Below are 25,338 nucleotides of genomic sequence, written 5' to 3' on the forward strand. Positions count from 1 at the left end.
AGTTGGATACTATAATATGGCTATGGGGGATAGTTTTTTGCTATTGGACAAAGAATGGAAAAAATATTAAACTTATGTTGTTCAAAGTCGAAGTATAATACAATAAATAGAAAATTGCATTATAATTTAACACATGACAAAAGCTTGCAAAAAACAATATTAAGTGAGGGGGGACTTATTTTATGATTTTTAGTATGAAATATTTTTTAGAATTATTTCCAATAATAATGAAATCATTCAATATAACTGTTATTTTGGCAATAAGTTCATTAGTATTTTCATTAATTATAGGTACAATAGTAGCGTTATCATCTTATTACAAAGTGAAAGTATTGAATCAAATGTGTAAAGTGTATGTATCTATCTTTAGAGGTACACCTCTTATGCCACAGTTATTCTTTCTATATTTTGGACTGGCATATATGAGTGATTTTGTTAAAAACATGGACCCAGTATTTGCAACCTCTATAGTACTTAGTTTAAATATGGGAGCTTATATGTCTGAAACTATAAGAGCATCCATACTTTCAATTGATAAAGGGCAGGTAGAAGCATCATATGCAATGGGATTAACAAATTTACAAACCATGAAAAGAATAGTGATACCACAGGCTATAAGAGTTGCCTTGCCATCATTATTCAATAATTTTATAGATTTAATTAAAGGGTCTTCTGTAGCTTTTGTTGTTGGAGTAAATGATATAATGGGTGCTGCTAAGTCACAAGGATCATTGAGTTTTAAGTTCTTTGAAGTGTATGGAGCAGTTATGGTAATTTATTGGTGTATAATAACTCCTTTAGGATGGGGACAAAAAAAGTTAGAAAAGAAGATAAGCGATTATTAGAATATTAAAAAAATACATATAAAGTATTTTTACATAAAAATGGTGTGAGGAGAAGAGATATGATAAAAAGAAATATTATAAAATGTTTAGTAGCAGTTTTAGCATTAGCAGTTGTAACTACTGGTTGTTCAAAAAAAGAGGAAGCAAAGGATGAAAAGGTTATAAATGTAGCTTCATCTAATTCAGCCGACCCATATTCTTATGTTGACAATGGTGAGCATAAAGGTTTTGAAGTTGACATGTGGAAAGAGATTGGTAAAAGAAGTGGATATGAAATAAAAATGGAGCCAACAGGTTTTAGTTCTATATTTGGTATGTTAGATTCTGGTAAAGTTGATGTAGCAGCCAACTTCTTTGGAATGTCTAAAGAAAGATTAGAAAAATATGATGCCTCTATACCTTATGGTTCTGATGCTGTATGTATCGCTGTAAAAGATGGAAATAATGAAATTAATAAACTTGAAGATTTAAAAGGAAAAGTTGTAGCAGTATCAGAAGGTTCTCAAGGTCAACAAGTTGCAGCTAGTGTTAATAAAGATAATTTATTTGAAGAAAAGGTTTATGGTGATGGAACTAATGGTATTCAAGATTTAGACTTAGGAAGAGTTAGTGCCTGGATTGATGCGGAACTTACTGTTGTAGGTGATGCTAAAAAAGCTAACATTAAGATAAGAGTATTAGATGATAAATTATCAGTTACTAACATAGCATATTTCTTTAAGAAAAATGATGAAAAATCTAAGACTATAAAAGAAGATGTAAACAAAGCAATAGAGGAAATGCTTGCAGATGGAACAGTGAAAAAAATATCTGAAAAATGGTTTGGAATGGATGTAAGTGCTGATATACAAAAATAAGTACTCCAAAACTAAAATATAAAGTTTTGATAACTATAGATAAGTATACTAAATTTATCTATAGTTATCTGTGTATTATAATGTATTTATAGTAGTCTTTATAAATAAAAATAAGTTATGGAGGTATTGTAAATGATTGAAACTAAAATAAAATCTATTGCACTAAAAAATAGGGAAAAAATCATAAAAATAAGGCGACAGATACACCATAATCCAGAGTTGGCATTTAAAGAATTTAAAACATCCAAACTTATAAAAGAAGAACTAGATAAACTTAATATAGAATATATAGATGTTGCTGGCACAGGAGTATTAGCTACTATAGAAGGAAAAAATATTAGTGGTAAAACCATACTACTTAGAGCGGATATGGATGCTCTTCCAATAAAAGAGGAAAATGATTTAGAATTTAAATCAATAAATGATAATATGCATGCTTGTGGGCATGATGCACATGTTTCATGGTTGCTAGGAACAGCAATGATTTTAAATGATATAAAAGAAGAACTAAATGGAAATGTAAAGTTACTATTTCAACCTGGTGAAGAAAAAGGTGGTTCTGATATTGTAATTAAAGAAAATGTACTTGAAGGTGTAGATGTATTAGCAGCTGGTCATTGTTGGCCAACCATTGAATCAGGAAAAATTGGAATAGCTAGAAATTGTGCAATGGCAGCAACTAATACTTTCGAAATAACAATAATCGGAAAGGGTGGACATGGAGCAGAGCCTCACAATTGTATAGACCCAATTGCAGTTGGAAATGCAGTGTATTCGTCTATTCAACAGATAGTATCAAGAAAAATTGATCCAGTTGTACCAGTGGTAGTATCTGTTTGCTCTTTTAATTCTGGTGTTTCCAAAAATATAATACCAGATATATGTACACTTCAAGGAACTATTAGAGCAGTAAGTCAGGAAAAAGTGATTGAAGTAAGTAAAATTCTAGAGAACATAGTAAGAAGTATATGTAAAGCACATGGAGCAGACTGCAAGTTTGAAAAGAGTGCAGGAGGAGATGCTATTATAAATGATAAAAATATGATAGAACTGGGGAGAAAAAGTGCTTGCAAAATACTTGGAGATGAAAATGTTGAAATGATTGATTTTCCAGCAATGACAGGTGAAGATTTTGCTATTTATATGAAAGAAAAACCTGGTTTATTTATGTATATAGGTATAGGTAATAAAGAAAAAAATATAAACTATAAATTGCACAACAGTAAGTTTGATATAGATGAAAAATGTTTGAGCATAGCATCTTCCTTATTATCTCAACTTGCAGTAGATTATTTATGTCAATTTTAGAGTATATTTATTAAAAAAGGTGGAGAACTATGATAAAAGTAGAAAATTTACATAAAAGTTTTAAAGGGACAGAAGTTCTTAGAGGTATAAATCTAGAGATAAATCAAAGTGAAGTAGTAGCTATACTTGGACCATCTGGAACAGGTAAATCAACACTCCTTAGATGTTTAAATTATCTAGTTGAGCCTACAAAAGGGAAGATAATGATTGGAGATGTAAAGGTAGATGTAGAAAAAGCGACAAAAAAAGATATAGCAAATTTAAGAAAACATACATCTATGGTATTTCAGAATTATAACCTATTTAAAAATAAAACTGCACTAGAAAATGTAATGGAGGCATTAATAGTAGTACATAAAAAAAGTAAACAAGAAGCTAAAGAGATATCTTTAAAATTAATAGACAAAGTAGGTATGTTGGATAGAAAAGATTTTTATCCATCAAAATTATCTGGAGGCCAACAACAAAGAATAGGTATAGCTAGAGCTATGGCAGTAAATCCAAATGTAATATTATTTGATGAGCCAACATCAGCACTTGACCCAGAACTTGTTGGAGAAGTGTTAAGTGTTATAAAATCACTTGCAAAAGAAGGAATAACAATGCTTATTGTAACTCATGAAATAAATTTTGCAAAAGAAGTTGCTGATAAAATCATATTTATGGATAATGGTGTAATAGCTGAAGAAGGAACTCCTAATGAGATATTTAATAATCCTAAAAATGAAAGAACTGCAAAATTTTTAAATATCATTAGGAAAGAAGAAGTATTTAATTAAATTTAGACAACTTTGAAAGAATCCTATAAAACTAATAGTAGCAACAATAGCTACTATAACTGATATTCCTAATACTATATTAAATACAACTGGTAATACAGTAACATCAATGTTAGTTGCACGATTAGTGGAAGGAAAAGACTGGCTTATAGATAAAACATCAATTACTACAAAAAAAATAAGCTAATTATAAATCCAATTAATATATAAAGTTAATAGATGTCTAATTTTGGATAAATTAGACATCTATTAACTTTTTGAGTAAAAATATAAATTTAAGATTCAAGGACAATACTTATAATTTTAATCAATTAACATAATTTATATTGAGGTAGACAAGTTTAAATGTCTAGTCTATTTTTGAAAACAGAATATTTCAAACTTGTTTTTATTAAAAGATAACAAACCTTCATCTCTCATCTTACCAAGCTCTCTTGACATAGAACTCCTATCAACGCACAAAAAATCAGCCATTTCATTTCTTGAAAAAGGAACTGTAAATTTGTGACTACCTGTTTGTTCTATTTGTTTTGAAAAATACATAAGTAATTTTTCACGAGTCGTTTTACGAGAAAGTAATTCTATTTTATTGTGAAGTAAAATATTTTTTTCAGCTATTAATTGTAACATGTTTTCAATTAATCTATTATGAAATACACATGTTGATGAACAAATACCAGTTACACTTTTAAACTTTATAAATAAAATTTCACAAGAAGATGTTGTAGTCACTGTGACATTGCTTTTATGTAGTCTAGTACATGCAAATACTTCTCCAAATAAATCTCCAGGTAATAGTTCAGCTACAATATTTCGATTACCTTCAATATCTTCCTTTATTATATGTGCACTTCCTTTAAGCATAATTCCAATAGAAGTGACCTCACTTCCAACTGAGAATATTATGCTATCCTTTGGATAAATCTTATCAACAACACCTAAACATTCTAACATTGCTTCAAGTTCGTCATTTTTAATTCCTTCAAAGAGAGGAATTTTTTTTAGCAGATTTATATGTTTTTCTAAAATTTTTTTCAAACAATCACTTCCTTGTTGCATATGCAACCGATAATTTGTTTTTATTGTACTATACTAAATTTATAAAAGCAAGAAGATATAAAAATCTTATTACAAAAAATTTGAAAGAAAAAGATGTAAGTCTTGAAAATAAATATATAAAAAATCAATATTTTAAATTAAAAAAATTTTATGAGGTGATATAAATGATGAGAAAAATAATTAAAATCGATGAGAAAAAATGTAATGGTTGTGGATTATGTGTTGAAGCTTGCCATGAAGAAGCTATAGGAATGGTAAATGGAAAAGCAAAACTTTTAAGAGATGATTATTGTGATGGTCTAGGAGATTGTCTACCAACTTGTCCAACAAATGCTATTTCATTTGAATATAGAGAAGCAGCAGAGTATGATGAAGTAGCAGTAAAAGCAAACATGGAAGCAAAGAAAGCACAAAATACAAATCTAGCATGTGGATGTCCAGGCTCTCAGTCTAAATCTATAAATAGAGACGTGTCAGATAATGAACAGGTAAATAATAATATAGCAGCTGAAACACAAGGGTCTCAGCTTAATCAGTGGCCAGTACAAATAAAACTAGTACCAGCTAATGCATCATATTTAAAAAATGCAAGTCTTTTGATAGCAGCTGACTGTACAGCATATGCATATGGAAATTTCCATAATAAATTTATGAAAAACAAGGTTACATTAATTGGTTGCCCTAAACTTGATGAAGTAGATTATGCTGAAAAACTTACAGAGATTTTAAAAACGAATGATATTAAAAATATAGTAGTAACACGTATGGAAGTTCCTTGTTGTGGTGGTATAGTAAATGCTGTTAAGACAGCTCTACAAAATAGTGGAAAGATGATACCATGGCAAATAGTTACTATATCTGTAGATGGAAAAATTGTGGATGGAGAAATTTAATTAAGCTAATAACAAAAAATGTAATAAATTTTAATAAATAAAAAGGGAGGAATAAAAATGGAGAATATGTTTTGTTTTCAATGTGAACAAACAGCAGGGGGTAAAGGATGTACTATAAACGGAGTTTGTGGCAAAAAGGGGGGTACAGCCAACTTACAAGATGAGCTTACAGGAGTATTAATTGGTCTTTCAAGAGCAACTATTGGAAATAAAAATAGACCAACAAGTGAAACAGATAAAGTTATGATAGAGGGATTATTCACTACTATAACAAATGTAAGTTTTGATGATGAAGCTATAAAAAGACAAATTGAAAAAACTGAGATAGAAAAAAGTAAACTTGTACCTAGATGTTTAGATTGTGAAACAAAATGTAGTAGAAATGATAACTATGATATGAAAAACTTGTGGAATGACAATGAAGATGTACGTTCATTAAAATCATTAATTCTATTTGGATTAAGAGGTATGGCTGCTTATGCATATCATGCAATGGTACTTGGTTATACAGACAAAGAAGTAAATGAATTTTTCTATGAAGGATTAATAGCAGTTGGAGGGGACTTAGCGATTGATGAACTTTTAGGATTGGTTATGAAAACTGGAGAAATAAACTTAAAATGCATGAAATTACTTGATAGAGCAAATACTGAAACTTATGGAATACCAGAGCCAACTCAAGTACCTATGAAAATTGAGAAAGGGCCATTCATAGTAGTTACAGGACATGACCTTTATGATTTACACAAATTATTAGAACAAACAAAAGATAAGGGAATAAATATATATACTCATGGAGAGTTATTACCAGCACATGCATATCCAAAATTAAAAGAATATAAGCACTTAAAAGGAAATTTTGGTACAGCATGGCAAAATCAACAAAAAGAGTTTGATAATATTCCTGCTCCAATACTGTTTACAACAAACTGTTTAATGCCTGTTAAAGACAGTTATAGAGATAGAGTATTTACTACAGAAGTAGTTGCTTATCCAGGAATGATTCATATTGATGAAGATAAAGATTTTTCTAGTGTAATAGAGAAATCTCTTGAACTTGGAGGCTATAAAGAAGATGTTCATATGACTGGCATTAATGGAGGAGATACATTAACTACTGGTTTTGCAAGAGGTACAGTTTCATCTGTACAGGATAAAGTAGTAGATGCTGTTAAAAGTGGAGATATAAGACACTTTTTATTAGTTGGAGGTTGTGATGGTGCAAAACCTGGAAGAAACTATTATACTGAATTTGTAAAACAAGCCCCTAAAGATACTGTCATATTGACACTTGCATGCGGAAAATATAGATTTAATGATTTAGACCTTGGAGAAATTGGAGGTTTGCCTCGTTTAATGGATATGGGGCAATGTAATGATGCTTATAGTGCGATACAAGTAGCAGTCTCATTGGCGAATGCTTTTGAATGTGGAGTAAATGAATTACCTCTTAGTATGGTATTATCATGGTATGAGCAAAAGGCTGTTTGTATACTTCTTACATTACTTCATTTAGGTATCAAGAATATTTATATAGGACCTTCTTTACCAGCATTCTTATCTCAAAATGTATTGGATATATTGGTTGATAAATTTGCATTAACACCTATATCTACTCCAGAAGAAGATATGAAGAAAATACTAGGATAAAGAAAATAAGTATATTCAAGAAGGGAAGTATTTGTAATTAAAATAAATAAGGAGGTGTCTCAAATTAACTTTTTAGTTCATGAGGCACTCTTTTTTTTATGAAATCAAATATATTTTTATCATTTCAATAATAAAAAAGAGACTTATCTCTACTTTGGGATAGCCTCTTATTTATTTTTTATAATATGTTAAGGTAGAGAAATTATTTTGATTCTTTAAATTTATTACTTATAATATCTAAAACAAATACTATATTCTATAATATTTATTTTAGATATTATAAGGTATGTACAGTACAAAGTACTTTAAATACCGAAATAGTAACATCGTTATATAGAACTTGCATAAAATATATATACTACTATAATGAAATTATTTTGACTGAAATTTAAAATCGATAAGGTATTTTGTATGGGGGTATATGTATATGAAAAATTCTAATTTTAATATATTGACTTTTGATGGTGGTGGATTAAGAGGAGCATTGAGTGTAGCCATACTTGAGAGAATGGTAAATCAGTATCCAAATTTGTTAGATAATATAAATATGTTTGGAGGTACATCTACAGGAAGTTTAATCGCATTAGGTCTTGCGTATGGTGTAAGTCCAAAAGATATAAAAGAACTCTATTCAATAGAAAATTCAAAGCATATTTTCAGTAAAAGTTATGCAGAAATGTTAAGACCTAAGTATGAAAATAAAAATTTAAAAGAAGTTTTACTAAGTATATTTCCAGAAGAATTAGAATTAAAAGACTTGAAAAAATTAGTAATGATACCAAGTTTTTATATAGGAAATGAAGAAAACTCATGGAAACCAGTGTTTTATAATAATATGCCAAGTTCTCTTACAAAGACTAGTAAGGTTATAGATGTAGCAATGGCAAGTAGTGCTGCTCCTGTGTTTTTTCCAACGTATAATCGACATATCGATGGAGGAATAATAGCAACTGACCCAAGTTTAGCATGTATAATTCATGCCATTGATAGTGGGTTTAAACTTAAAAATACAAGACTTTTTTCAATAGGAACTGGATATGTGTATAATAGTATAAAGGCAGATACTACTGAATGGGGAGCTATTGATTGGATAATTAATAAAGAACCCGATTTACCAATTATATCTATAACATTAGAAGGAAATTCTCAAATGAGCCAGTTATTTTCTCAAAAACTTCTTGGAGATAATTACTATAGACTAAATCCAAAAATGGAAAAGAATGTAGCTATGGATGATTATGATGAGTTGGAATATCTGTTATCTTTGGGCGAAAATTGTGATATAAAGGATGCTTTTGGATGGATAAGTAAAAAGAGTTTTTATAGAAAATAGATTTAATTTATAATTACATTTACAAACATTATTTTACTAATTAGATAAAAACAAGAAAATACAAGATTATTAAGCTACTTCTTAGGGAATAAATAAAATATAATTTTTTTAAGGAGTGATGAAAATGATAAAACTTGCTACTTTTGCAGGTGGATGTTTTTGGTGTATGGTGAAGCCTTTTGATAAATATGATGGAGTTATAAAGGTAGTTTCTGGATATATAGGTGGTCATGTTGAAAATCCCACATATCAAGAAGTATGTTCAGGAACAACTGGTCATGTAGAAGCTATTCAAATAACTTATGATGATGATATAATAAGCTATGATGAGTTACTAAATATATTTTGGAAACAGATTAATCCTACAGATGATGGTGGACAATTTGGTGATAGAGGGACTCAATATAAGACTGCTATATTTTATCATGATGAAGAACAAAAAAATATAGCTTTAAAGTCAAAAGAAGATTTAGAAAATAGTAAAATATTTGATAGCGAAATAGTAACAGCTATAATTCCAGCAACTAAATTTTATGATGCAGAAGAAAATCATCAAGATTATTATAAAAAAAGACCATTAAACTATAATATGTATTATAAAGGTTCAGGTAGGTATAACTTTGTAAAAAGTCACTGGGATGGAAATAATATAAATAGAGAAGAGTTAAAAAAGACTTTAACTCCTATACAATTTGAAGTTACTCAAAATGATATGACAGAAGTACCTTTTGAAAATGAATACTATGATAATGATAAAGAAGGGGTTTATGTTGATGTTGTGAGTGGAGAAGTTTTATTTTCATCAAAAGATAAATTTGATTCAGGATGTGGATGGCCAAGTTTTTCAAAGCCAGTAATAGATAAATCTATAGTTGAGAGAAGCGATTTCTCACAAGGTATGTATAGAGTTGAAGTAAGAAGTGCTAAAGGAAACTCTCATTTAGGTCATGTATTTGATGATGGGCCAAAAGAACTTGGAGGCTTAAGATACTGCATAAATTCTGCCTCTCTTAAATTTATACCTAAAGAAGAGATGGAAGGTTTAGGATATGGAGAATATCTAAAACTTTTTAAATAATTAAAATTAGCTATTATAGACTTAGATAAAAGGTGAAAATAAAAGATATATTTTCATCTTTTGTTTTTTTGTCAATAATATGATAAATTATTAATTGTAATCTTATAATTTATATTGATAGATTAAGAATTTAATTTTGAAAGAGAGAAAACAAATGAATTTAAAAGACTTTAATGGAAAGAGATTAAAATCAGCTAGAGTTTTTAGAGCAAAGACTATAGAACAGTTAGCTAAGGAAACGAAAATAAATAAGAAAGATTTGAAGGCTTTTGAAGAAAATAAATATATTCCTAATATGGAAAATACATTAAAATTATCAAATATATTAAATTTTCCAAAAGAGTATTTTTATAAACATGAAAATATGAATGTTATTGTTGAGGATAGTCATTTTAACCCTCAATCTAAACTACCTAGAGTAGAAGAAATTTCTTATAGAGAAAAAATGATAATTATTCATAAAATATACTCATTTATGGAGAGTTATATTAAGTTTCCAAAAGAAAATTTACCAAGCAAAAGAATAATGTCAGATACTAACATAAATGATATAGAAAGTCTTGCATATAAAACAAGAGAATTTTGGGATTTAAATAACAGCCCAATAGTAAATATGGTAAACTTACTAGAATCTAATGGAATTATAATATCTGGTATGAATGTAGATAAAAAAGGGGCAACAATCTTTACCCAAAAACAGAGAATTGGAAAAGAAGTTAAATATTTAATATCTCTGGGCAATGATAAAAAATCAGCATCAATTAGAAACTATGATTTAGCATATGAACTTGGTTATATAGTGTCAAGTGAATTGAGAATACCAAATAAGCAATTTTCAGCAGATGAGTATGCATGTGCATTTTTATTACCAAAAGAGAGTTTTTTAGAAGACTTGATTCATCCAGAAGACATAGATTATTATGTAGAGTTAAAGAAGAAGTGGATTGTACCTATGTCTGCTATGCTTTTTAGAGCATATAATCTAGGTAAGATAAATTATAAAAAATATAATTATCTTATGAATGAGATGGAGAAAAAAGGGTGGTTAAGAGAAGAACCTCTAGATAAAATGAAAGGTTCAAGTCCAATGTATTTAAAAAGAGCAGTCGAATTATTGATAGAAAATAAAATAATGAGTACAAATAGTATAGTATCTAGTTTAGAAGAATTTGGAATAAATCTTTATCCAGAAGATTTAGAATTGTTAATGGGACTAAAAAAGGGATTATTATCTCAAAATATAAATAAAAAAAGCAAAGTTATAAAATTTGATGGAAATAAGTAGGTTGACATTTGAGTATTGAAATTAAAAGCAGGTATAGATGATTTTAACATTAACTTAGTTAAAAGATTTTTGTTATGAGTAATTTACCTGCTTTTAATATAAAGTTTTAAAATTTAAAAAAAGTATCTTAGTCTACCATTAGTAGCTCATAACAAACACCTTGAGCTACCAAGTTAAATCCAAAATGTGAACCAACATGACCAATTCCGATTATTGATATTTTTCTAGGTTTTATTGTAAAACTTAGCATCTCATCACATTTTGTTTTATGTATACATATCATGATACTCTACAATAATCATAGAGTTATTTAAATGAGTTAGATAAGACTCTCTTAAAATAATTTTGAATCTAAAGTGTTTTTGAAAGTGCAATATGTTCTCTTAAAACAGAGCAAGATTTACTAAATTCATTTTGCTCATCTTCAGTCAGATTGATTTCAATAATTTCTTCTATGCCATCTTTTCCTATAACACAAGGAACACCTGCAAATACATTTGTCTCATTGTATTGACCTTCTAACAGTGTAGAGACAGGTAGAATTTTTTTCTCATTATGTAATATAGCTTTTACAATTTCTACTAAAGCAGTGCCTATTCCAAATTCTGTACAATCTTTACCATTTATTATACTTATACCTGTTTTCTTATTTTTTTCAACTATTGATGGCAAATCTAGTTCTCCATAAGTAGTTGGATTATCCTTTATCATGTCTAATAAAGGCTTACCACCAATTGAAACATGAGACCAAGGAACCATTTGAGAGTCTCCATGTTCACCCATAGCATAAGCTTGTATTGACTGTTGAGCTATTCCAGTTTCTTCAGATAGAAGTCTTCTAAGTCTTGTTGAATCTAAAGCTGTGCCAGTTCCAATAACTTTATTTTTAGGAAAACCAGATTTTTCCCAAATATAATTTGTGACTACATCAACAGGATTAGATATAACTATAAATATACCATCGAAACCAGAATTAATTATAGGTTCTACTATAGACTTTATCATTCCAATGGTTGGTCTTAGTAGGTCTAATCTAGTTGTGTTTTGTCTACGTAAAGGTCCTTCTGAAGAGTCAGCAACGCTTATTACTACTATATCAGAATCTTGGCAATCATCAAAAGTTCCCTTGTCTATAGATACTTTATGTGGTAAATAAGAAACTGCATCAGCTAAGTCTAAAGCTTGAGCTTTTGCTTTAGCCTCATCTATATCAATCATAAAGAGTTCATCACAAACCCCTTGAGTTATCAAACTAAATCCACAATGAGACCCAACATGCCCTGAACCCACAATAGATATTTTTCTTGGTTTTATTGCCATTTTATATCACTCCCCCTAAAACAACGACACATTTATAAGAAAATTATAGATGTTATTAAAAGCTGTTTTTGTATATTTTAATATTCTATTATTTCAGAAAATTTATTTAATATGATTTTATACTAAAATTTTTAAAAAATCAATGTTAATATACTCTATATTAATGAATGTTAAAGTATTATATGTATATTTAAAATTATTAATAATTATTAAAATATGTAATGTCACGGATATTCAAAACATTTAAGAGTAGAATATGTTCATAAATAATAATGATGTCGGTTGATAATGATATTAAATTGAGGTATACTGTTTTTTCAAATTAAAAAATAAAGGAGTAAATGTGTTATGAATTATTACACAAAGGAAGAATTGATGAAAGCACTGAGAGTAGTTTCTTCAAGTATTATTAATTGTGAAAAAATGCAACCAAAATTTTCAGAGGGGACTTCTCAGCATTCCCTTCTTAGAAATAGGATAAAAGCCTTGTATATTTCTAAGGCATTGATAGAATCTGAGGATATTATGGATAAATATACAAAAGAAGAGTTAATAGAAGCTTTACCACCTGTAACTTCGATTATTAGCAAATGTGAAAAAGGAGAGATGAAATTTTCAGAGGGGACTTCTCATCATACACGTTTTAAGAATATTATAGAAGCAATGTATATTTCAAAATCATTAATAATGTATGAAATTAGTAAAAGAGATTAAAGCTTGTTTTACAATTTAACATGTTTTAATATACTTTTCATTATATAAGAAAATAAGTAAGCATGCATGTTATAAAATATTGGAATAATATACAATTATAAATTTGTTAACATTAATATCTATATGTTAAAATATAGTAGATGATGTTAGTAAATAATAGGATGAGTTCTATTTTAATACAATTAAATTAAGCTTAGGTTGAAATTTGTATTTAAAAAGTAAAGTAGTCTAGAATTAAGAAAATGGAGATAGAATTATAATGGAAAAGTTATATTATACAAACCAATATGTAAGAGATTTTACAGCAGAAATAATTGAAATAAAAGAAATAGAAAATAAGTATCATGTTTTATTAGATAAGACAGCGTTTTTTCCTGGAGGAGGAGGTCAGTTTGGAGACCTGGGAAAAATAGAGAATTATGATGTAACAAGTGTGTATGAAGATGGAAAAAATATATACCATATATTAGATAAAAAACCTATAAAGATACATAAGGTAAAGTGTAGTATTGATTGGGAGAGAAGAGAGGATGGAATGCATCAACATTTTGGACAACATGTACTATCTGGATGTTTTTTTAAAACTTTTAATGCAAATACGACAGGTTTTCATCTAGGAAATGAGTATAGTACAGTAGATATAGAAGGTAATTTAGAAGAAGATAAAATTAGAGAGATAGAGTTGCTTGCTAATGAAATTATTCGTCAAAATATACAAGTAGAAACCTTACTTCCAACAAAAAAAGAACTAAAAAAGATTTGGTTAAGACGTGACTTGCCAAATACTAATGAAGAGATAAGAGTAATAAAAATAGGTGATTTAGATACAAATGCGTGTTGTGGAGTGCATCCAAAATCAACTGGTGAATTGAGAATGATAAAAATAAAGAAATGGGAAAAACATAAGTCAAGTACAAGAATAGAGTTTCTAGCAGGTAAAAGGGCAGTGGATGAAGTATTAAAAAGGGATATATATCTGACTAAAATATGTAGATATTTGAGTTGCAATGAAGAGGATGCTATAAATGGTATTGTAAATTTAAATAATAAGGTGGAAGCAGCTCTAAGTAAAAAAAGAAAGATTGAAGAAGTAGTAGCTAATTATCAAGTTAAGGAAATGATTGAAAATGCAAATAAAATTAATACTATTTCAGTTATTAAAAAGGTCTATGATAATGAAGATTTAAAATATGTAAACAAAATAGCAAACAAAATTACAGAAGATGAAAATAATATTGCATTATTTGCTGTTAAATTTGAAGATAAAATAAATCTAATTTTTGCATGTTCTAAAAACTTGAAAAATATTAATATGGGAAATTTATTAAAAGATGCAATAAGTCTTATAGATGGTAAAGGTGGAGGAAGCCAAGTACTAGCTCAAGGTGGAGGAAAAAATAATGGTAATTTAGAAGCTACACTTGATTATGCATTTATGAAGCTAGAAAAAACTCTATAAATATATTTAAGCAAAAACATCAATGTAATAAAATAGATATGGGGGAATAAACATGGAACAACAAAAGGATTATATAGAGTTATATGAAAATGAAGAATTAATAGAGATAAGGGAAGCTCGTATAGATGATTTGGATGTAATAGCAAAATTTAATTATAATTTAGCTAAGGAAACTGAAGGAAAAGAGCTTGATATGGATGTTCTGACTAAAGGTGTAAAAGCATTATTATTGGATGAAAGAAAAGGTAAATATCATGTCTATACAGTATTTGATAAAGTTGTTGCACAGATTATGTATACGTATGAGTGGAGTGATTGGAGAAATGGGAATTTTCTTTGGATTCAGAGTGTATATGTAGAGAAAGAATATAGAAGAAAAGGTATTTTTAATTATTTATTTAATTATATAAAAAATATGTGTGATAGAGATGAAACTATTGTTGGAATGAGATTATATGTAGAAAAAGAAAACATAAATGCAAAAGCAACATATGAGTCTTTAAATATGTATGAGTGTGATTATAATATGTATGAATATGAAGTAATACACTAGTAATATAAACCTATGATATTATAGAGATTATTGAGTATATTGATAATTATGTGAAATAAACTGGATATTATAATTAGAATTTTTAGGGGGTATAAAAATGGACGTTTTCAAAGGAATGTTTTATGTATTTTTATTTTTAGATTTAGTATCAATATTTTGCTTCTTTTTCAACAAAGGAAAAATAGCATCTAATAAATTTGTATTTAATGCAATAGGGGTACTTACATTTGTGCTTTGTTTTATGCTTTTTAGTTATTATCCAAATAGCAATATTCTTGGTAAGTTTATTGCATCTATATTTTTTATATTTGGAATAGTAGGAGTTATGTTAAAAGAGAAAAACTTTTTATATGCTAGGCTTCTTTTAACATTAGTTATTGTTTTTTCAACAATTATATTGTTCGTTATTCATTAGAAGATATTTGTTTAAGGATTTGTTAAGGTCTACACTTTTTAGTGTAGGCTTTTTTATGTTTTTAATAAATATTTAAGGAAATTTTAAGAAAATTTTAAAATCGTCTTAAATGTTTATTGCTACCATTGAAATATTAAGAGAGAAGGTGATTATTAGTGGAAGAAAATAAAAAATTAGAAAAATTCTTACTATCAATTGTGTACATAATATTTTTTGTATATGTTTTATTGACTATAAGAATAATTTTATTTAAAGATGTACCAATTTATGCTATTTTTAAAGGAATGTTCAGGTCTGTAAATTTAATACCATTTTATACAATATGGCAATTTATCATAGATAATAATATTAGTTTTATGAGAGCTACTGTAAATATTATAGGAAATATAGGCATATTTATTCCAATGGGGATTTTCTTCCCTATAGTATTTAAAGAATTAAATAAAAAAACTATGATTATAGCAATTATATTTATTAGTTTAGGATTTGAAACAATACAATATATTCTTGCTCTTGGAAGTAGTGATATAGATGATATTATTTTAAATTCATTGGGTGGTATAATTGGTATTGCTATTTACATAAATATGACTAAATTATTTCCTAATAATATAATAAAGTTCAAGGCTATAATAGGAACGAGCTTGGTTTTAGGAGTTATAGGGCTAGGAATTATTTCTATAAATTATCAAGATTTGCTAAACTTTAAATTTAAATCAAATAAAGAAATATCAAAAATATTAATTGAGGAAAATAAGGAAATAATCAAGGATATAAATAAAGATGAAGTAGACATAATTGGTACATTTGAGAAATTTGAAAAAGGCACAATAACCATTAAAGCTGGTTCTAATAATAAAGTAAAGAGACCAGAAAATATAATTGATAGTGATGGAAATGTAAGAATTTATTTAAGTGAAAATACAAGATTAGTATCTTATGTGATTACTGAAGAATCAAAAAGTGATGTAGTTAAATATCAAGAATTTGATGTTAAAAATTTACCATTATTAAGGAAATACGATACATTTTATGTTTGGATTGATAAAGAAAACCAATCAAAAGATAAACATGGGATTGTAGCTAGCAAATTGTTAATTGGATTAAATGAATAGGACATTAATTTAATATAAAAGAATAACAAACATAAAAAACGAAAAAACTATTTCTATAACTATTTTTACATTATGCATAAAATAAGACAACTTAGTGAAGGAGTAGAGATAAATTATGGAAATAATAAGGTATGTTTTGTACTTTTTTATATATTCTTTTTTAGGATGGACAGTAGAAAGTATAGGTTGTTCTATAGCGAGCAAAAGAATAATTAATAGAGGCTTTTTAAATGGTCCAATATGTCCTGTTTATGGTTTTGGAGCAGTGATTATAATATCATTATTGGAAAGGTTTGATAATATAGTCATAATATTTATATTAGGCATGATTTTAACAACAATATTAGAGTATTTTACAGGATTTATTTTAGAGACCTTATTTCATGCAAAATGGTGGGATTATTCTGACAGAAAATTCAATATAAAGGGTAGAGTATGTTTAAAAAATGCAATATACTTTGGTGTAATGTCTGTTATAATAGTAAAGTTGATACATCCATTTATAAAGTATTTTGTAGGAACAATTCCATATAGAATATTAATATCAATGGCTATAATTACAACACTTTGGGCTATAATTGATTTGATTGTTACTATTATAACACTCAAAAAATTGGATATAAAGTTAAACTTGTTAGATGAGATAATTGCAGACCTTAGTGAGATAAATGTGAAACTTGATAAATTTGATAGAGGCGAGATACAAGCTTTATTTAAAACAGTAAATAAAGATGAATTGGAGACTAGAGAAAAAATAAACAAAATAAACAGTAAATTAGACCGTATAGAGTCCAATATTATCCTACAAAAAAGAGTTATCAAAGCTTTTCCATATATAAAACATAAAAAACAACAAGAGCAATTAGAGTATTTCAAAGGTATTATTAGAGAAAATAAAAAATAATTATATAATTTAATAGAAAATAAACAGAATAATGGTATTTATAAGTTAATTTTCAAAGGACTCTATAAAAATAGAATAGAGTCCTTTATTTTTTGTGGAATAATGTTTATTTGATAAGAATAAAATATATTGTTCCTGAATAACAAATATTTTGAAAATTGTAAAAACATATATTGACAATTTGTGTCAAAGATAATAACATTAAGTATATAAAGAATTTTATATAGGAATATCTTTATAAATCGCAATAATTTTAAAACATAAATCTATTTAAAGAGGGGATGATTTGCCAATGAGCGAGATAACTAGTCAAATGATAAGTACAGAAGAAAAAAAATATGTTGCTAAAACTCAAAAAATACCTTACTATCCAGTAGCATTTAAATCAGGTGATGGTGCAATGTTATATGATTATGAAGGTAATGAGTATGTTGATTTTTTAGCAAGTGCAGGCTCTGCGAATGTAGGTCATGGAAATAAGGAAATCTCACAAGCAGTTAAAGAACAAATGGATGATATTACACAATATACACTTGCGTATTTCCATAGTGATCCTCCTGTAAAATTAGCTGAGAAGCTTGTGGAAATAGCCCCTGGAGATAATGATAAAAAAGTATTATACAGTGCAACAGGTTCTGCTTGTATAGATGCTGCTATAAAACTAGCAAGAGGGTATACTGGAAGAACAAAAATAATATCTATGTATGAATCTTATCATGGAAGTACTTATGGAGCTATATCTATATCTGCATTAAGTACAAATATGAGAAGAAAAATGGGTCCATTGTTACCAGAAGTTTATCACTTCCATTATCCTGATAAAAATAGAACAGCTAAAGAATGCTTAGATGAGATAGAATATGCTTTTGCGCACTATTTACCAGCAGAAGAAGTAGCTGCAATATTTATAGAACCAATTGCAGGAGATGCAGGAATAATAGTACCTCCAGTAGAGTGGGTACAAGGTTTAAGTAAAATATGTAAAGAAAATGGAATACTACTTATAAGTGATGAAATACAACAAGGTATGGGAAGAACAGGTAAGTGGTTTGGTATAGAAAATTTCGGAGTTGAAGCAGACCTTATAGTTCTTGGAAAATCTGTTGGAGGTGGATTACCTTTAGGAGCAGTTGTTGGAAGAACTGAGATAATGCAAAGCCTTGATGCTCCAGCACATCTATTTACTTTAGCTGGAAATACAACAGTATGTGTAGCTGCTTTAAAATCTATAGAAATAATTGAAAGAGAAAACTTACTTCAAAAGAGTATAGAAATGGGAGATTATATTAAAGCAGGATTTGAGAAGTTAAGAGAAAAATACGATATAATTGGAGAAATAAGAGCTTTAGGATTATCTATAGGAGTTGATATAGTTAAAGGAAATGGCTCTAATGAAAAAAATCCAGATGCTACAGCTAAGATATGTTATAGATGTATACAAACTGGTTTAATAATGATATTCTTAGGTCAATCTACTTTAAGAGTACAACCTCCTCTAGTAATAACTAAGGAACAAGTAGATAAAGCAATGAGTATCATAGATTCTGCAATAGATGATTATTTAAATGGTAGAATTGGTGATGAAGTATATGAAGTAACTCAAGGTTGGTAAAATACATATAAATAAAAATAAGAGTTATCTCAGTTTTAGAAAGTAATTTCTGAAATGAGATAACTCTTTTAAATTACCCACAAGTAAGAAGATTAGTTGATTCATTAAGGGTCATGTTTTGGATGTCATTCTTGTGAGCATCAGAAACAGTATTACGAGAGTAGTTACCTTTACTTGTATTATCTGTTAATTTAGTTATAATTAATATTGCTAAAAGAATAAAAATTACTGTGTATAAGGCAATAACATAAGGTTTTCTTTTATATTTGTATTTGTTGTTAAAAAAAGAATGACCATAATTATTTTTATTGACTTTAGATTTATTGGTATTTATATTCTTTTTCTTGTTACTTTTCTTTTTATCATCCTTTTTTCTATTTTTAGGGTAAGGAATGACTTTGTGTGTATTATCAAGTTTGATATTTTTATTTTTTTGAATATTGCTTTCTAGGCTAGCTTTTTTTTCTCCAAATTGAATAGTTTTATTGGTATTGTTGTTATCTTTCAATGTTAATCTCCCTCCCTTAAACTTTCCCTTTAGATAATATTACTACTAACCCATAGAATATACAATAAATAATATATAAGTAATAAAATTTTATAAGTATAAGTCTCTTTCTCCACGTTCTAAGGCAGTCATATTGTTAGATACTATGTTTCTTATATCTTCTCTTTCTATCTTAGCTATTTCTTCTGTGATAAGTTTTTTGCCCATAGCTTTAAGTTCCTCATCACCATAATCAATTAGAAATTCGTTTAATGTAGTAAGAGCATTTGGTGTACAGACATTGTGGATTTGGCGACTTTTAGCTAAACTCATAAATCTATCTCCAGTTCTACCTTTGCGATAACAAGCTGTACAATAACTAGGGATATATCCATCAGTTATTAGTTCTTTAAGCACCTCTACAGGGCTTCTATGGTCTCCAACTTCAAATTGTTCTGTATTGTCACCATCTTCATATGCTTTATATCCTCCAACACCTGTCAGAGAACCTGCACTGACTTGTGATACACCATATTTTAGCAATTCATTTCTCATATCAGCAGTTTCTCTAGTGGACATTATAATTCCAGTAAAAGGAATGGCTAATCTAGTTATAGCTACTATTTTTTTGAACATATCATCAGAAACTAAGTGAGGAAAATCTTCTAAACTCATTCCTTCAGCTTTTTTTAATCTAGGGAAAGATATAGTGTGGAATCCTACTCCAAATTTTTCCTCTAAGTGTTCATTATGCATCATAAGTCCTAGAACTTCAAATTTTGGGTCAGATAAGCCAAATAAGACTCCAGCACCAACATCATCAACACCAGCTTCCATAGCTCTATCAAAAGCTGTTAAGTGGTAATAGTAGTCATTTTTTATAGATTGACCATGCATCTTTATAAATGTTGGTTTATGATAAGTTTCTTGGAATAATATATAAGTTCCTATTCCTTTTTCCTTTAGTAACTTGTATTCATCTACACTTGTAGCAGCTATGTTAACGTTTACCCTTCTTATATTTCCATTTTCGTTATATGTTGAGTAAATTGCATCTAAGCAATCTAAAATATAATTTATATCACAGTTTTTAGGGTCTTCACCAGCTTCTAGAGCAAGTCTTTTATGACCCATTTTTTCTAGTATTTTAACCTCTTCTTTTACTTCATCCATAGTAAGTTTTTTTCTTTTAAATTTGTTGCATGTACTGAAACCACAGTAAACACATTCATTTACACAGTAGTTTGATACATAGAGAGGGGCAAATAAAACCACTCTATTACCATATATTTCGTTTTTTATTTGCCCAGCTATACTAAATAATCTATCTAGTTGTTTTTTATCTTCCACTTCAAGAAGAGTAGCTATATCTTTATAAGTAAGTTTTTCCCTTCTATCAGCCTTATCAAGTACCTTTTCAATATCATCATAAGTTGAATTTTTTGCATCCTCTAATAAAGAATTAATTAGTTCATGTTTTATGAACATTTACAAACGCCTCCATTCAATATTATCACCACGAGAATAGTCGACTTTAAGTCCTAATGACTTGATGTTTTCTTCTAAACTTTGGTGATACTCACAAGCTTCTTGACCAGTAAAGGCTTTGTTATCGTAAAGAGAATATTGTTTTCTAAATTCTTGAGGAGAAAGGTTTGGCATAATTACATTACAGCCAGCTAAAAGACCTGCATTTCTTCCACTAGGGTTTATAGATGCAAGGGCCGTTGTAGCAGGTAATAAAACTTTTGGAAGTAGAAGTCTTGTAATTGAAAGCATAAGTAGTGTCTTTTCTAAATCTCCATGTTTATAATCTTTAAATATTGTATCATGATGTGGAATAAAAGGTCCTATTCCAACCATATGAGGATTTAATTCTTTTAGATACAATAAATCACGAACAAGGTCCTCATTGGTTTGAAATGGTGACTCAACCATAAATCCAGCACCTACTTGATAACCAATTTCCTTAAGGTTTTTTAGGCATTCCTTTCTAGTTTTAAGTTCAATGTTTGGTGGATGTAATTTTTTATAATGACTGTCTGTAGCAGTTTCATGTCTTAAAAGATACCTGTCTGCACCACTTAAAAAGTATTTTTTATATGAGTCATAACTCTTTTCTCCCAGTGATAGTGTTATGGCACAATCCTCATATTTATTTTTTATATTTGAAACAATTTCACATATTTTATCATCATTAAAATATGTATCTTCACCACCCTGCAAAACAAAAGTCCTGTATCCTATTTTATATCCTATATCACAACATTCAAGTATTTCATCAAGTGAAAGTCTGTATCTTATGATATTTTTATTAGAAGATTGTATTCCACAGTAGTAGCAATTATTTTTACAATAGTTTGTAAGTTCTATAAGTCCTCTCAAATAGATTCTGTTTCCATAATGCTTATTTCTCATGTCGCTAGCTTGCTTATAAAGATAGTTTCTTAAATTTTGTTCAAAGTTATATTCTTCATTGTCGATATTTTCTATTAAATATAGTAGTTCATCAAAGCTTAATGAATTTATGCTGTAAAGTTTATCTATAAAGTATTTAATCTTATTTTTAGTCATATCTAAATATGTAATTATTAAATATGGTTAAATTTTTAATAATTGAAAAGTTCAAGTGATCTTTCTAAAATACCTTTTACATATGCTATTAAAATACCATAGTTTACTATAGGTACATTGAAAGATTTTGCCTTTTCTATTCTAGATAACATTCCAGCTCTATTCATCATACAAGCTCCACAATGAACTACAAGTGCATATTTATTTATATCTTCAGTGAAGGATACTCCAGAACTAAATTCAAAAGCAATATTTTTACCAGTTTTCTTTCTAATCATGTTAGGAATCTTTACTGTTCCAATATCATCAGTCTGTCTGTGATGAGTACATCCCTCAGCCATCAAGACTTTATCACCATCTTTTAAGTTTTCTAAAGCATAAGCACCATTAATTAATTCTTTAAGGTCTCCCTTTTGTCTAGCAAATAATATAGAAAAAGATGTAAGAGGAATATCTTTTGGAGTATCTTTATCTACTTGTGGAAATACTTGAGAGTCAGTAATAACAAGTTTTGGTTTTTTACCTAGACTAGATAGAGTTTCTTTTAAACTATCTTCTTTTGTAACTATAGAAATTGCTCCAGTATCTAAAATATCCCTTATAACTTGCTGTTGAGGAAGTATAAGTCTTCCCTTTGGGGCTGCTTTATCTATTGGAACTACCAAAACAACTAAATCATTTGGTTCAATTAAATCTGATACCAATTTAAATTCAGTGCTGTCTTTAGGCAAGACTCTTATTATTTCATTCTTTAAATCTTCAATTCCAATTTTATCTGTTGATGAGACAGAAACAACTGGACATTTAACTTTATTTTTAGTTAAGTCTAAAATTTCAGAGTGATTCTTAATTGTATCAATCTTGTTAAGAACTAAAATATGAGGTATATTCTTATCATTAAACTTTTCAATTAGCGTTAAATCTTCTTTTGATATACCAATTTGGCAATCAACTACTAGTAAAGCTATATCTGTTTTTTCCAAAACATCTAATGATTTACTTATTCTAAGTTCACCAAGTTCACCAACATCATCAAGACCGGCAGTATCTATAAGAACACAAGGTCCTATAGGAAGGATTTCCATTGGTCTAAATACTGGGTCTGTAGTAGTTCCAGCAATATCTGATACTATCGCAGCACTTTGATTCGTTATAGCATTTATTATGCTAGATTTACCTGCATTTCTTTTACCAAAGAGACCTATATGTACTCTTATTGATTGTGGAGTAGAATTTAGACTCATTTGTACTCACCACCTTAAATTTCTTTTTTTGATATACTAGTTTTTACAGATACATGAGGTATGTTTCCCAATTTACCAGTCAAACTATTAATAGTATCCATTTCGCCAACAACTGCTATACATACAATCGATACTCCTTCTTCTTCACAAGGAATTCCCATTCTGCCTTTAATAATACCTTTAAAACCTGATACAACCTCATTAAATTTAAGCTGACATTCTTTTGGCTCTTCTAAAATAGCACTTATGACCGCAACCTTTTTCATAAATATCCTCCTAACTCAGAAAATATGTCTTAAACAAATCCAAAATCAAAAAACTTTTCTTTTAAAGAAAAGTTTCTACAAAAGAAAAGTTATTAATTACACAAGTATAATGTGCCATATTAAACTATTTCCTTACAGATTAGATAACTCTTTTCTGGTAGGGTTAGCTTGTAAAAATTTAATTTAACAACAATTAACTAAAGAAAATTTTCACATAATTTATATAAATTATATAAAAATTAACTAAAGAAAATTGAAGCTACTTATATAATAGTAGTAAATTGAAATTAAGTCTATAGGAAAACCAATTTTTGTATAAAAATTAAAATTAAAATTGGTTATTTGTTAAGAAATGACTTTAGTAAAATGTGTATTTAACTATTTTTTAAGCATATAGTTTATAAGTAGTTTTAGAGTGTTTTCGATAGCTTCTATATGTGTTCTTTCATAGTGATGACTATTGTTTGTTCCAGGACCAACACATGCTATTTGAACATCTTCTCCCCAACGAATGGCCTCTGAAGCGTCTGAACCATAGAAAGTAAATACATCGACAGCATAATCTAAATTATTGTCTTCTGCAACATCGACAAGTTTGTTTCTTAAATTAAAATCATATAATGATAAATTATCTTTTGCAACTATAGTTACACCATGTTCACTAGATGTTTGACTTGGCCCAGTTGGTGCTATATCTATTGCTACAAATTCTTTTGTTTTTTCAGGTAAAGCTTTAGAAACACCATGTCCAATTTCTTCATAATTACTTATATAAAAGTTAGTAGTATGTTTAGGAGTTAAATTATTTTCCTTAAAATATCTACATATTTCAAGAACCATTGCTACAGCAGCTTTATTATCTATATATCTAGATTTTATAAAACCAGATTCTGTAGCTTCAAAGCGATGGTCTAGATACACAAAATCTCCAACACTTATTCCTAAATCTAATACATCTTGTTTTGTAAATACTTTTTCATCAAGTCTGATAATCATTGTTTCTTCATTTCTCTCAGTAGCAGCCTTTGTCTGACCATATATATGTGTAGAAGCATATTTAAATACAATACTTCCTCTGATTTTTTTACCCTTTCTAGTTATAACAGTACAGTTTTCTCCTTCTATAGCTGCCCAACAACCACCACCAACTTTATGGTATTTAAGAGTACCATCAGATGATATTTCTTTTACCATAGCTCCAAGTGTATCCATATGTGCAGATATTGTTATTTGATTTGAATCATCTTCACCAGGAAGAGTAGCTATAAGTGCACCTTTTTTTGTAAGAATAGTATTAAGACCTAATGCTTCAAAGTCTTTTTTACTTTCTAAAACTGCATTTTCAGTATATCCAGCTGGACTTGGGATATCTAAATATTTTTTCATTAAATTTATAGTATTAGTTAAATTTAAATTCATATTGTTTCCTCCTAAAAAATATATATTCATACAAATTATAACATAAATACGAATGTTCTGAAAACTAAAAATAAAAGAAAAAATTCTAAATATACTTAAAAAAAAAGTATATAAAATAAATTTAATTTATATTATATAGATTTAAAGTAAAAATAGTTTTATCACATAA

The 25,338-nt window shown here is 28.2% G+C and carries 25 protein-coding genes; 16 read left to right on the top strand and 9 right to left on the bottom strand.

Annotated elements, in window-relative coordinates; translation table 11 throughout:
* Positions 1–182 precede the first annotated feature (182 nt).
* The 4 genes from Q3304_RS06720 (at position 183) to Q3304_RS06735 (ending at position 3,789) form a co-directional block, all read left to right on the top strand.
* The gene (locus Q3304_RS06720; RefSeq protein WP_407813873.1) at positions 183–845 is read left to right on the top strand and encodes an amino acid ABC transporter permease; all 663 of its coding nucleotides are present in this window, start codon (positions 183–185) and stop codon (positions 843–845) included.
* A 59-nt stretch (positions 846–904) separates the two neighbouring features.
* Positions 905–1,702, top strand: coding sequence for an amino acid ABC transporter substrate-binding protein (locus Q3304_RS06725; protein ID WP_407813872.1), 798 nt, complete (start codon positions 905–907; stop codon positions 1,700–1,702).
* Between the two features lie 132 nt (positions 1,703–1,834).
* Positions 1,835–3,010, top strand: a complete 1,176-nt coding sequence (locus Q3304_RS06730; protein WP_407813871.1) for a M20 family metallopeptidase — start codon at positions 1,835–1,837, stop codon at positions 3,008–3,010.
* Between the two features lie 29 nt (positions 3,011–3,039).
* Positions 3,040–3,789, top strand: coding sequence for an amino acid ABC transporter ATP-binding protein (locus Q3304_RS06735; RefSeq protein WP_407813870.1), 750 nt, complete (start codon positions 3,040–3,042; stop codon positions 3,787–3,789).
* Positions 3,790–4,143: 354 nt separating this feature from the next.
* Here Q3304_RS06735 and Q3304_RS06740 read toward each other — a convergent pair whose 3' ends face one another.
* Complete coding sequence (locus Q3304_RS06740) at positions 4,144–4,848, bottom strand: Crp/Fnr family transcriptional regulator (protein WP_407813869.1); 705 nt, start codon at positions 4,846–4,848, stop codon at positions 4,144–4,146.
* A 164-nt stretch (positions 4,849–5,012) separates the two neighbouring features.
* On the opposite strand from Q3304_RS06740, the gene Q3304_RS06745 reads away from it, so the two are divergent.
* The 5 genes from Q3304_RS06745 (at position 5,013) to Q3304_RS06765 (ending at position 11,087) form a co-directional block, all read left to right on the top strand.
* Positions 5,013–5,741 (top strand): 4Fe-4S binding protein, encoded by a 729-nt coding sequence (locus Q3304_RS06745; RefSeq protein WP_054270627.1) that lies wholly within the window; start codon positions 5,013–5,015, stop codon positions 5,739–5,741.
* Positions 5,742–5,798: 57 nt separating this feature from the next.
* Positions 5,799–7,391: a hydroxylamine reductase gene (gene hcp / locus Q3304_RS06750; protein WP_407813868.1), complete on the top strand. Its 1,593-nt coding sequence runs from the start codon at positions 5,799–5,801 to the stop codon at positions 7,389–7,391.
* Positions 7,392–7,818: 427 nt separating this feature from the next.
* On the top strand, positions 7,819–8,724 hold the full coding sequence (locus tag Q3304_RS06755) for a patatin-like phospholipase family protein (protein ID WP_407813867.1): 906 nt from the start codon (positions 7,819–7,821) through the stop codon (positions 8,722–8,724).
* A 124-nt stretch (positions 8,725–8,848) separates the two neighbouring features.
* A complete protein-coding gene (msrA, locus tag Q3304_RS06760) occupies positions 8,849–9,802 on the top strand; it encodes a peptide-methionine (S)-S-oxide reductase MsrA (RefSeq protein WP_054270624.1) in 954 nt (317 codons plus the stop codon).
* Between the two features lie 154 nt (positions 9,803–9,956).
* Positions 9,957–11,087, top strand: coding sequence for a helix-turn-helix transcriptional regulator (locus Q3304_RS06765; protein ID WP_074179631.1), 1,131 nt, complete (start codon positions 9,957–9,959; stop codon positions 11,085–11,087).
* A gap of 127 nt (positions 11,088–11,214) precedes the next feature.
* Here Q3304_RS06765 and Q3304_RS06770 read toward each other — a convergent pair whose 3' ends face one another.
* Both Q3304_RS06770 and Q3304_RS06775 read right to left on the bottom strand, forming a co-directional pair.
* Positions 11,215–11,337 (bottom strand): hypothetical protein, encoded by a 123-nt coding sequence (locus Q3304_RS06770; protein ID WP_265340538.1) that lies wholly within the window; start codon positions 11,335–11,337, stop codon positions 11,215–11,217.
* A gap of 101 nt (positions 11,338–11,438) precedes the next feature.
* Positions 11,439–12,407, bottom strand: a complete 969-nt coding sequence (locus tag Q3304_RS06775; protein ID WP_407813866.1) for an L-lactate dehydrogenase — start codon at positions 12,405–12,407, stop codon at positions 11,439–11,441.
* Between the two features lie 348 nt (positions 12,408–12,755).
* Between Q3304_RS06775 and Q3304_RS06780 the strand changes: the two genes are divergently transcribed.
* The 7 genes from Q3304_RS06780 (at position 12,756) to Q3304_RS06810 (ending at position 19,179) form a co-directional block, all read left to right on the top strand.
* Entirely contained in the window at positions 12,756–13,121 is a 366-nt protein-coding gene (locus Q3304_RS06780) for a hypothetical protein (RefSeq protein WP_407813865.1), read from the top strand.
* Between the two features lie 259 nt (positions 13,122–13,380).
* Positions 13,381–14,580, top strand: coding sequence for a DHHA1 domain-containing protein (locus Q3304_RS06785; protein ID WP_407813864.1), 1,200 nt, complete (start codon positions 13,381–13,383; stop codon positions 14,578–14,580).
* 52 nt (positions 14,581–14,632) lie between these two features.
* Positions 14,633–15,133: a GNAT family N-acetyltransferase gene (locus Q3304_RS06790; protein ID WP_054270619.1), complete on the top strand. Its 501-nt coding sequence runs from the start codon at positions 14,633–14,635 to the stop codon at positions 15,131–15,133.
* A gap of 97 nt (positions 15,134–15,230) precedes the next feature.
* Positions 15,231–15,548, top strand: a complete 318-nt coding sequence (locus Q3304_RS06795; protein ID WP_054270618.1) for a hypothetical protein — start codon at positions 15,231–15,233, stop codon at positions 15,546–15,548.
* A gap of 155 nt (positions 15,549–15,703) precedes the next feature.
* Entirely contained in the window at positions 15,704–16,663 is a 960-nt protein-coding gene (locus Q3304_RS06800) for a VanZ family protein (protein WP_407813863.1), read from the top strand.
* 115 nt (positions 16,664–16,778) lie between these two features.
* Positions 16,779–17,567, top strand: a complete 789-nt coding sequence (locus tag Q3304_RS06805; RefSeq protein WP_407813862.1) for a putative ABC transporter permease — start codon at positions 16,779–16,781, stop codon at positions 17,565–17,567.
* A gap of 292 nt (positions 17,568–17,859) precedes the next feature.
* Positions 17,860–19,179 carry an aminotransferase class III-fold pyridoxal phosphate-dependent enzyme gene (locus Q3304_RS06810; RefSeq protein WP_054270615.1) on the top strand — a complete coding sequence of 440 codons (1,320 nt, stop codon included), beginning with the start codon at positions 17,860–17,862 and terminating at the stop codon, positions 19,177–19,179.
* A gap of 73 nt (positions 19,180–19,252) precedes the next feature.
* Here Q3304_RS06810 and Q3304_RS06815 read toward each other — a convergent pair whose 3' ends face one another.
* The 6 genes from Q3304_RS06815 to Q3304_RS06840 all read right to left on the bottom strand — a co-directional run bounded on the left by Q3304_RS06815 (position 19,253) and on the right by Q3304_RS06840 (position 25,169).
* Complete coding sequence (locus Q3304_RS06815) at positions 19,253–19,687, bottom strand: hypothetical protein (protein ID WP_054276933.1); 435 nt, start codon at positions 19,685–19,687, stop codon at positions 19,253–19,255.
* A 90-nt stretch (positions 19,688–19,777) separates the two neighbouring features.
* Positions 19,778–21,154 (bottom strand): [FeFe] hydrogenase H-cluster radical SAM maturase HydG, encoded by a 1,377-nt coding sequence (gene hydG / locus Q3304_RS06820; protein WP_407813861.1) that lies wholly within the window; start codon positions 21,152–21,154, stop codon positions 19,778–19,780.
* On the bottom strand, positions 21,155–22,240 hold the full coding sequence (gene hydE / locus Q3304_RS06825) for a [FeFe] hydrogenase H-cluster radical SAM maturase HydE (RefSeq protein WP_231300711.1): 1,086 nt from the start codon (positions 22,238–22,240) through the stop codon (positions 21,155–21,157). It lies immediately after the preceding gene.
* A 35-nt stretch (positions 22,241–22,275) separates the two neighbouring features.
* Complete coding sequence (gene hydF / locus Q3304_RS06830; RefSeq protein WP_407813860.1) at positions 22,276–23,484, bottom strand: [FeFe] hydrogenase H-cluster maturation GTPase HydF; 1,209 nt, start codon at positions 23,482–23,484, stop codon at positions 22,276–22,278.
* A 14-nt stretch (positions 23,485–23,498) separates the two neighbouring features.
* The gene (locus Q3304_RS06835) at positions 23,499–23,750 is read right to left on the bottom strand and encodes a TM1266 family iron-only hydrogenase system putative regulator (RefSeq protein WP_003430584.1); all 252 of its coding nucleotides are present in this window, start codon (positions 23,748–23,750) and stop codon (positions 23,499–23,501) included.
* A gap of 378 nt (positions 23,751–24,128) precedes the next feature.
* Positions 24,129–25,169: a M42 family metallopeptidase gene (locus tag Q3304_RS06840; RefSeq protein ID WP_407813859.1), complete on the bottom strand. Its 1,041-nt coding sequence runs from the start codon at positions 25,167–25,169 to the stop codon at positions 24,129–24,131.
* Positions 25,170–25,338 lie beyond the last annotated feature (169 nt).

Source organism: Clostridioides sp. GD02377, assembly GCF_045899875.1.
Lineage (GTDB): Bacteria > Bacillota > Clostridia > Peptostreptococcales > Peptostreptococcaceae > Clostridioides > Clostridioides difficile_A.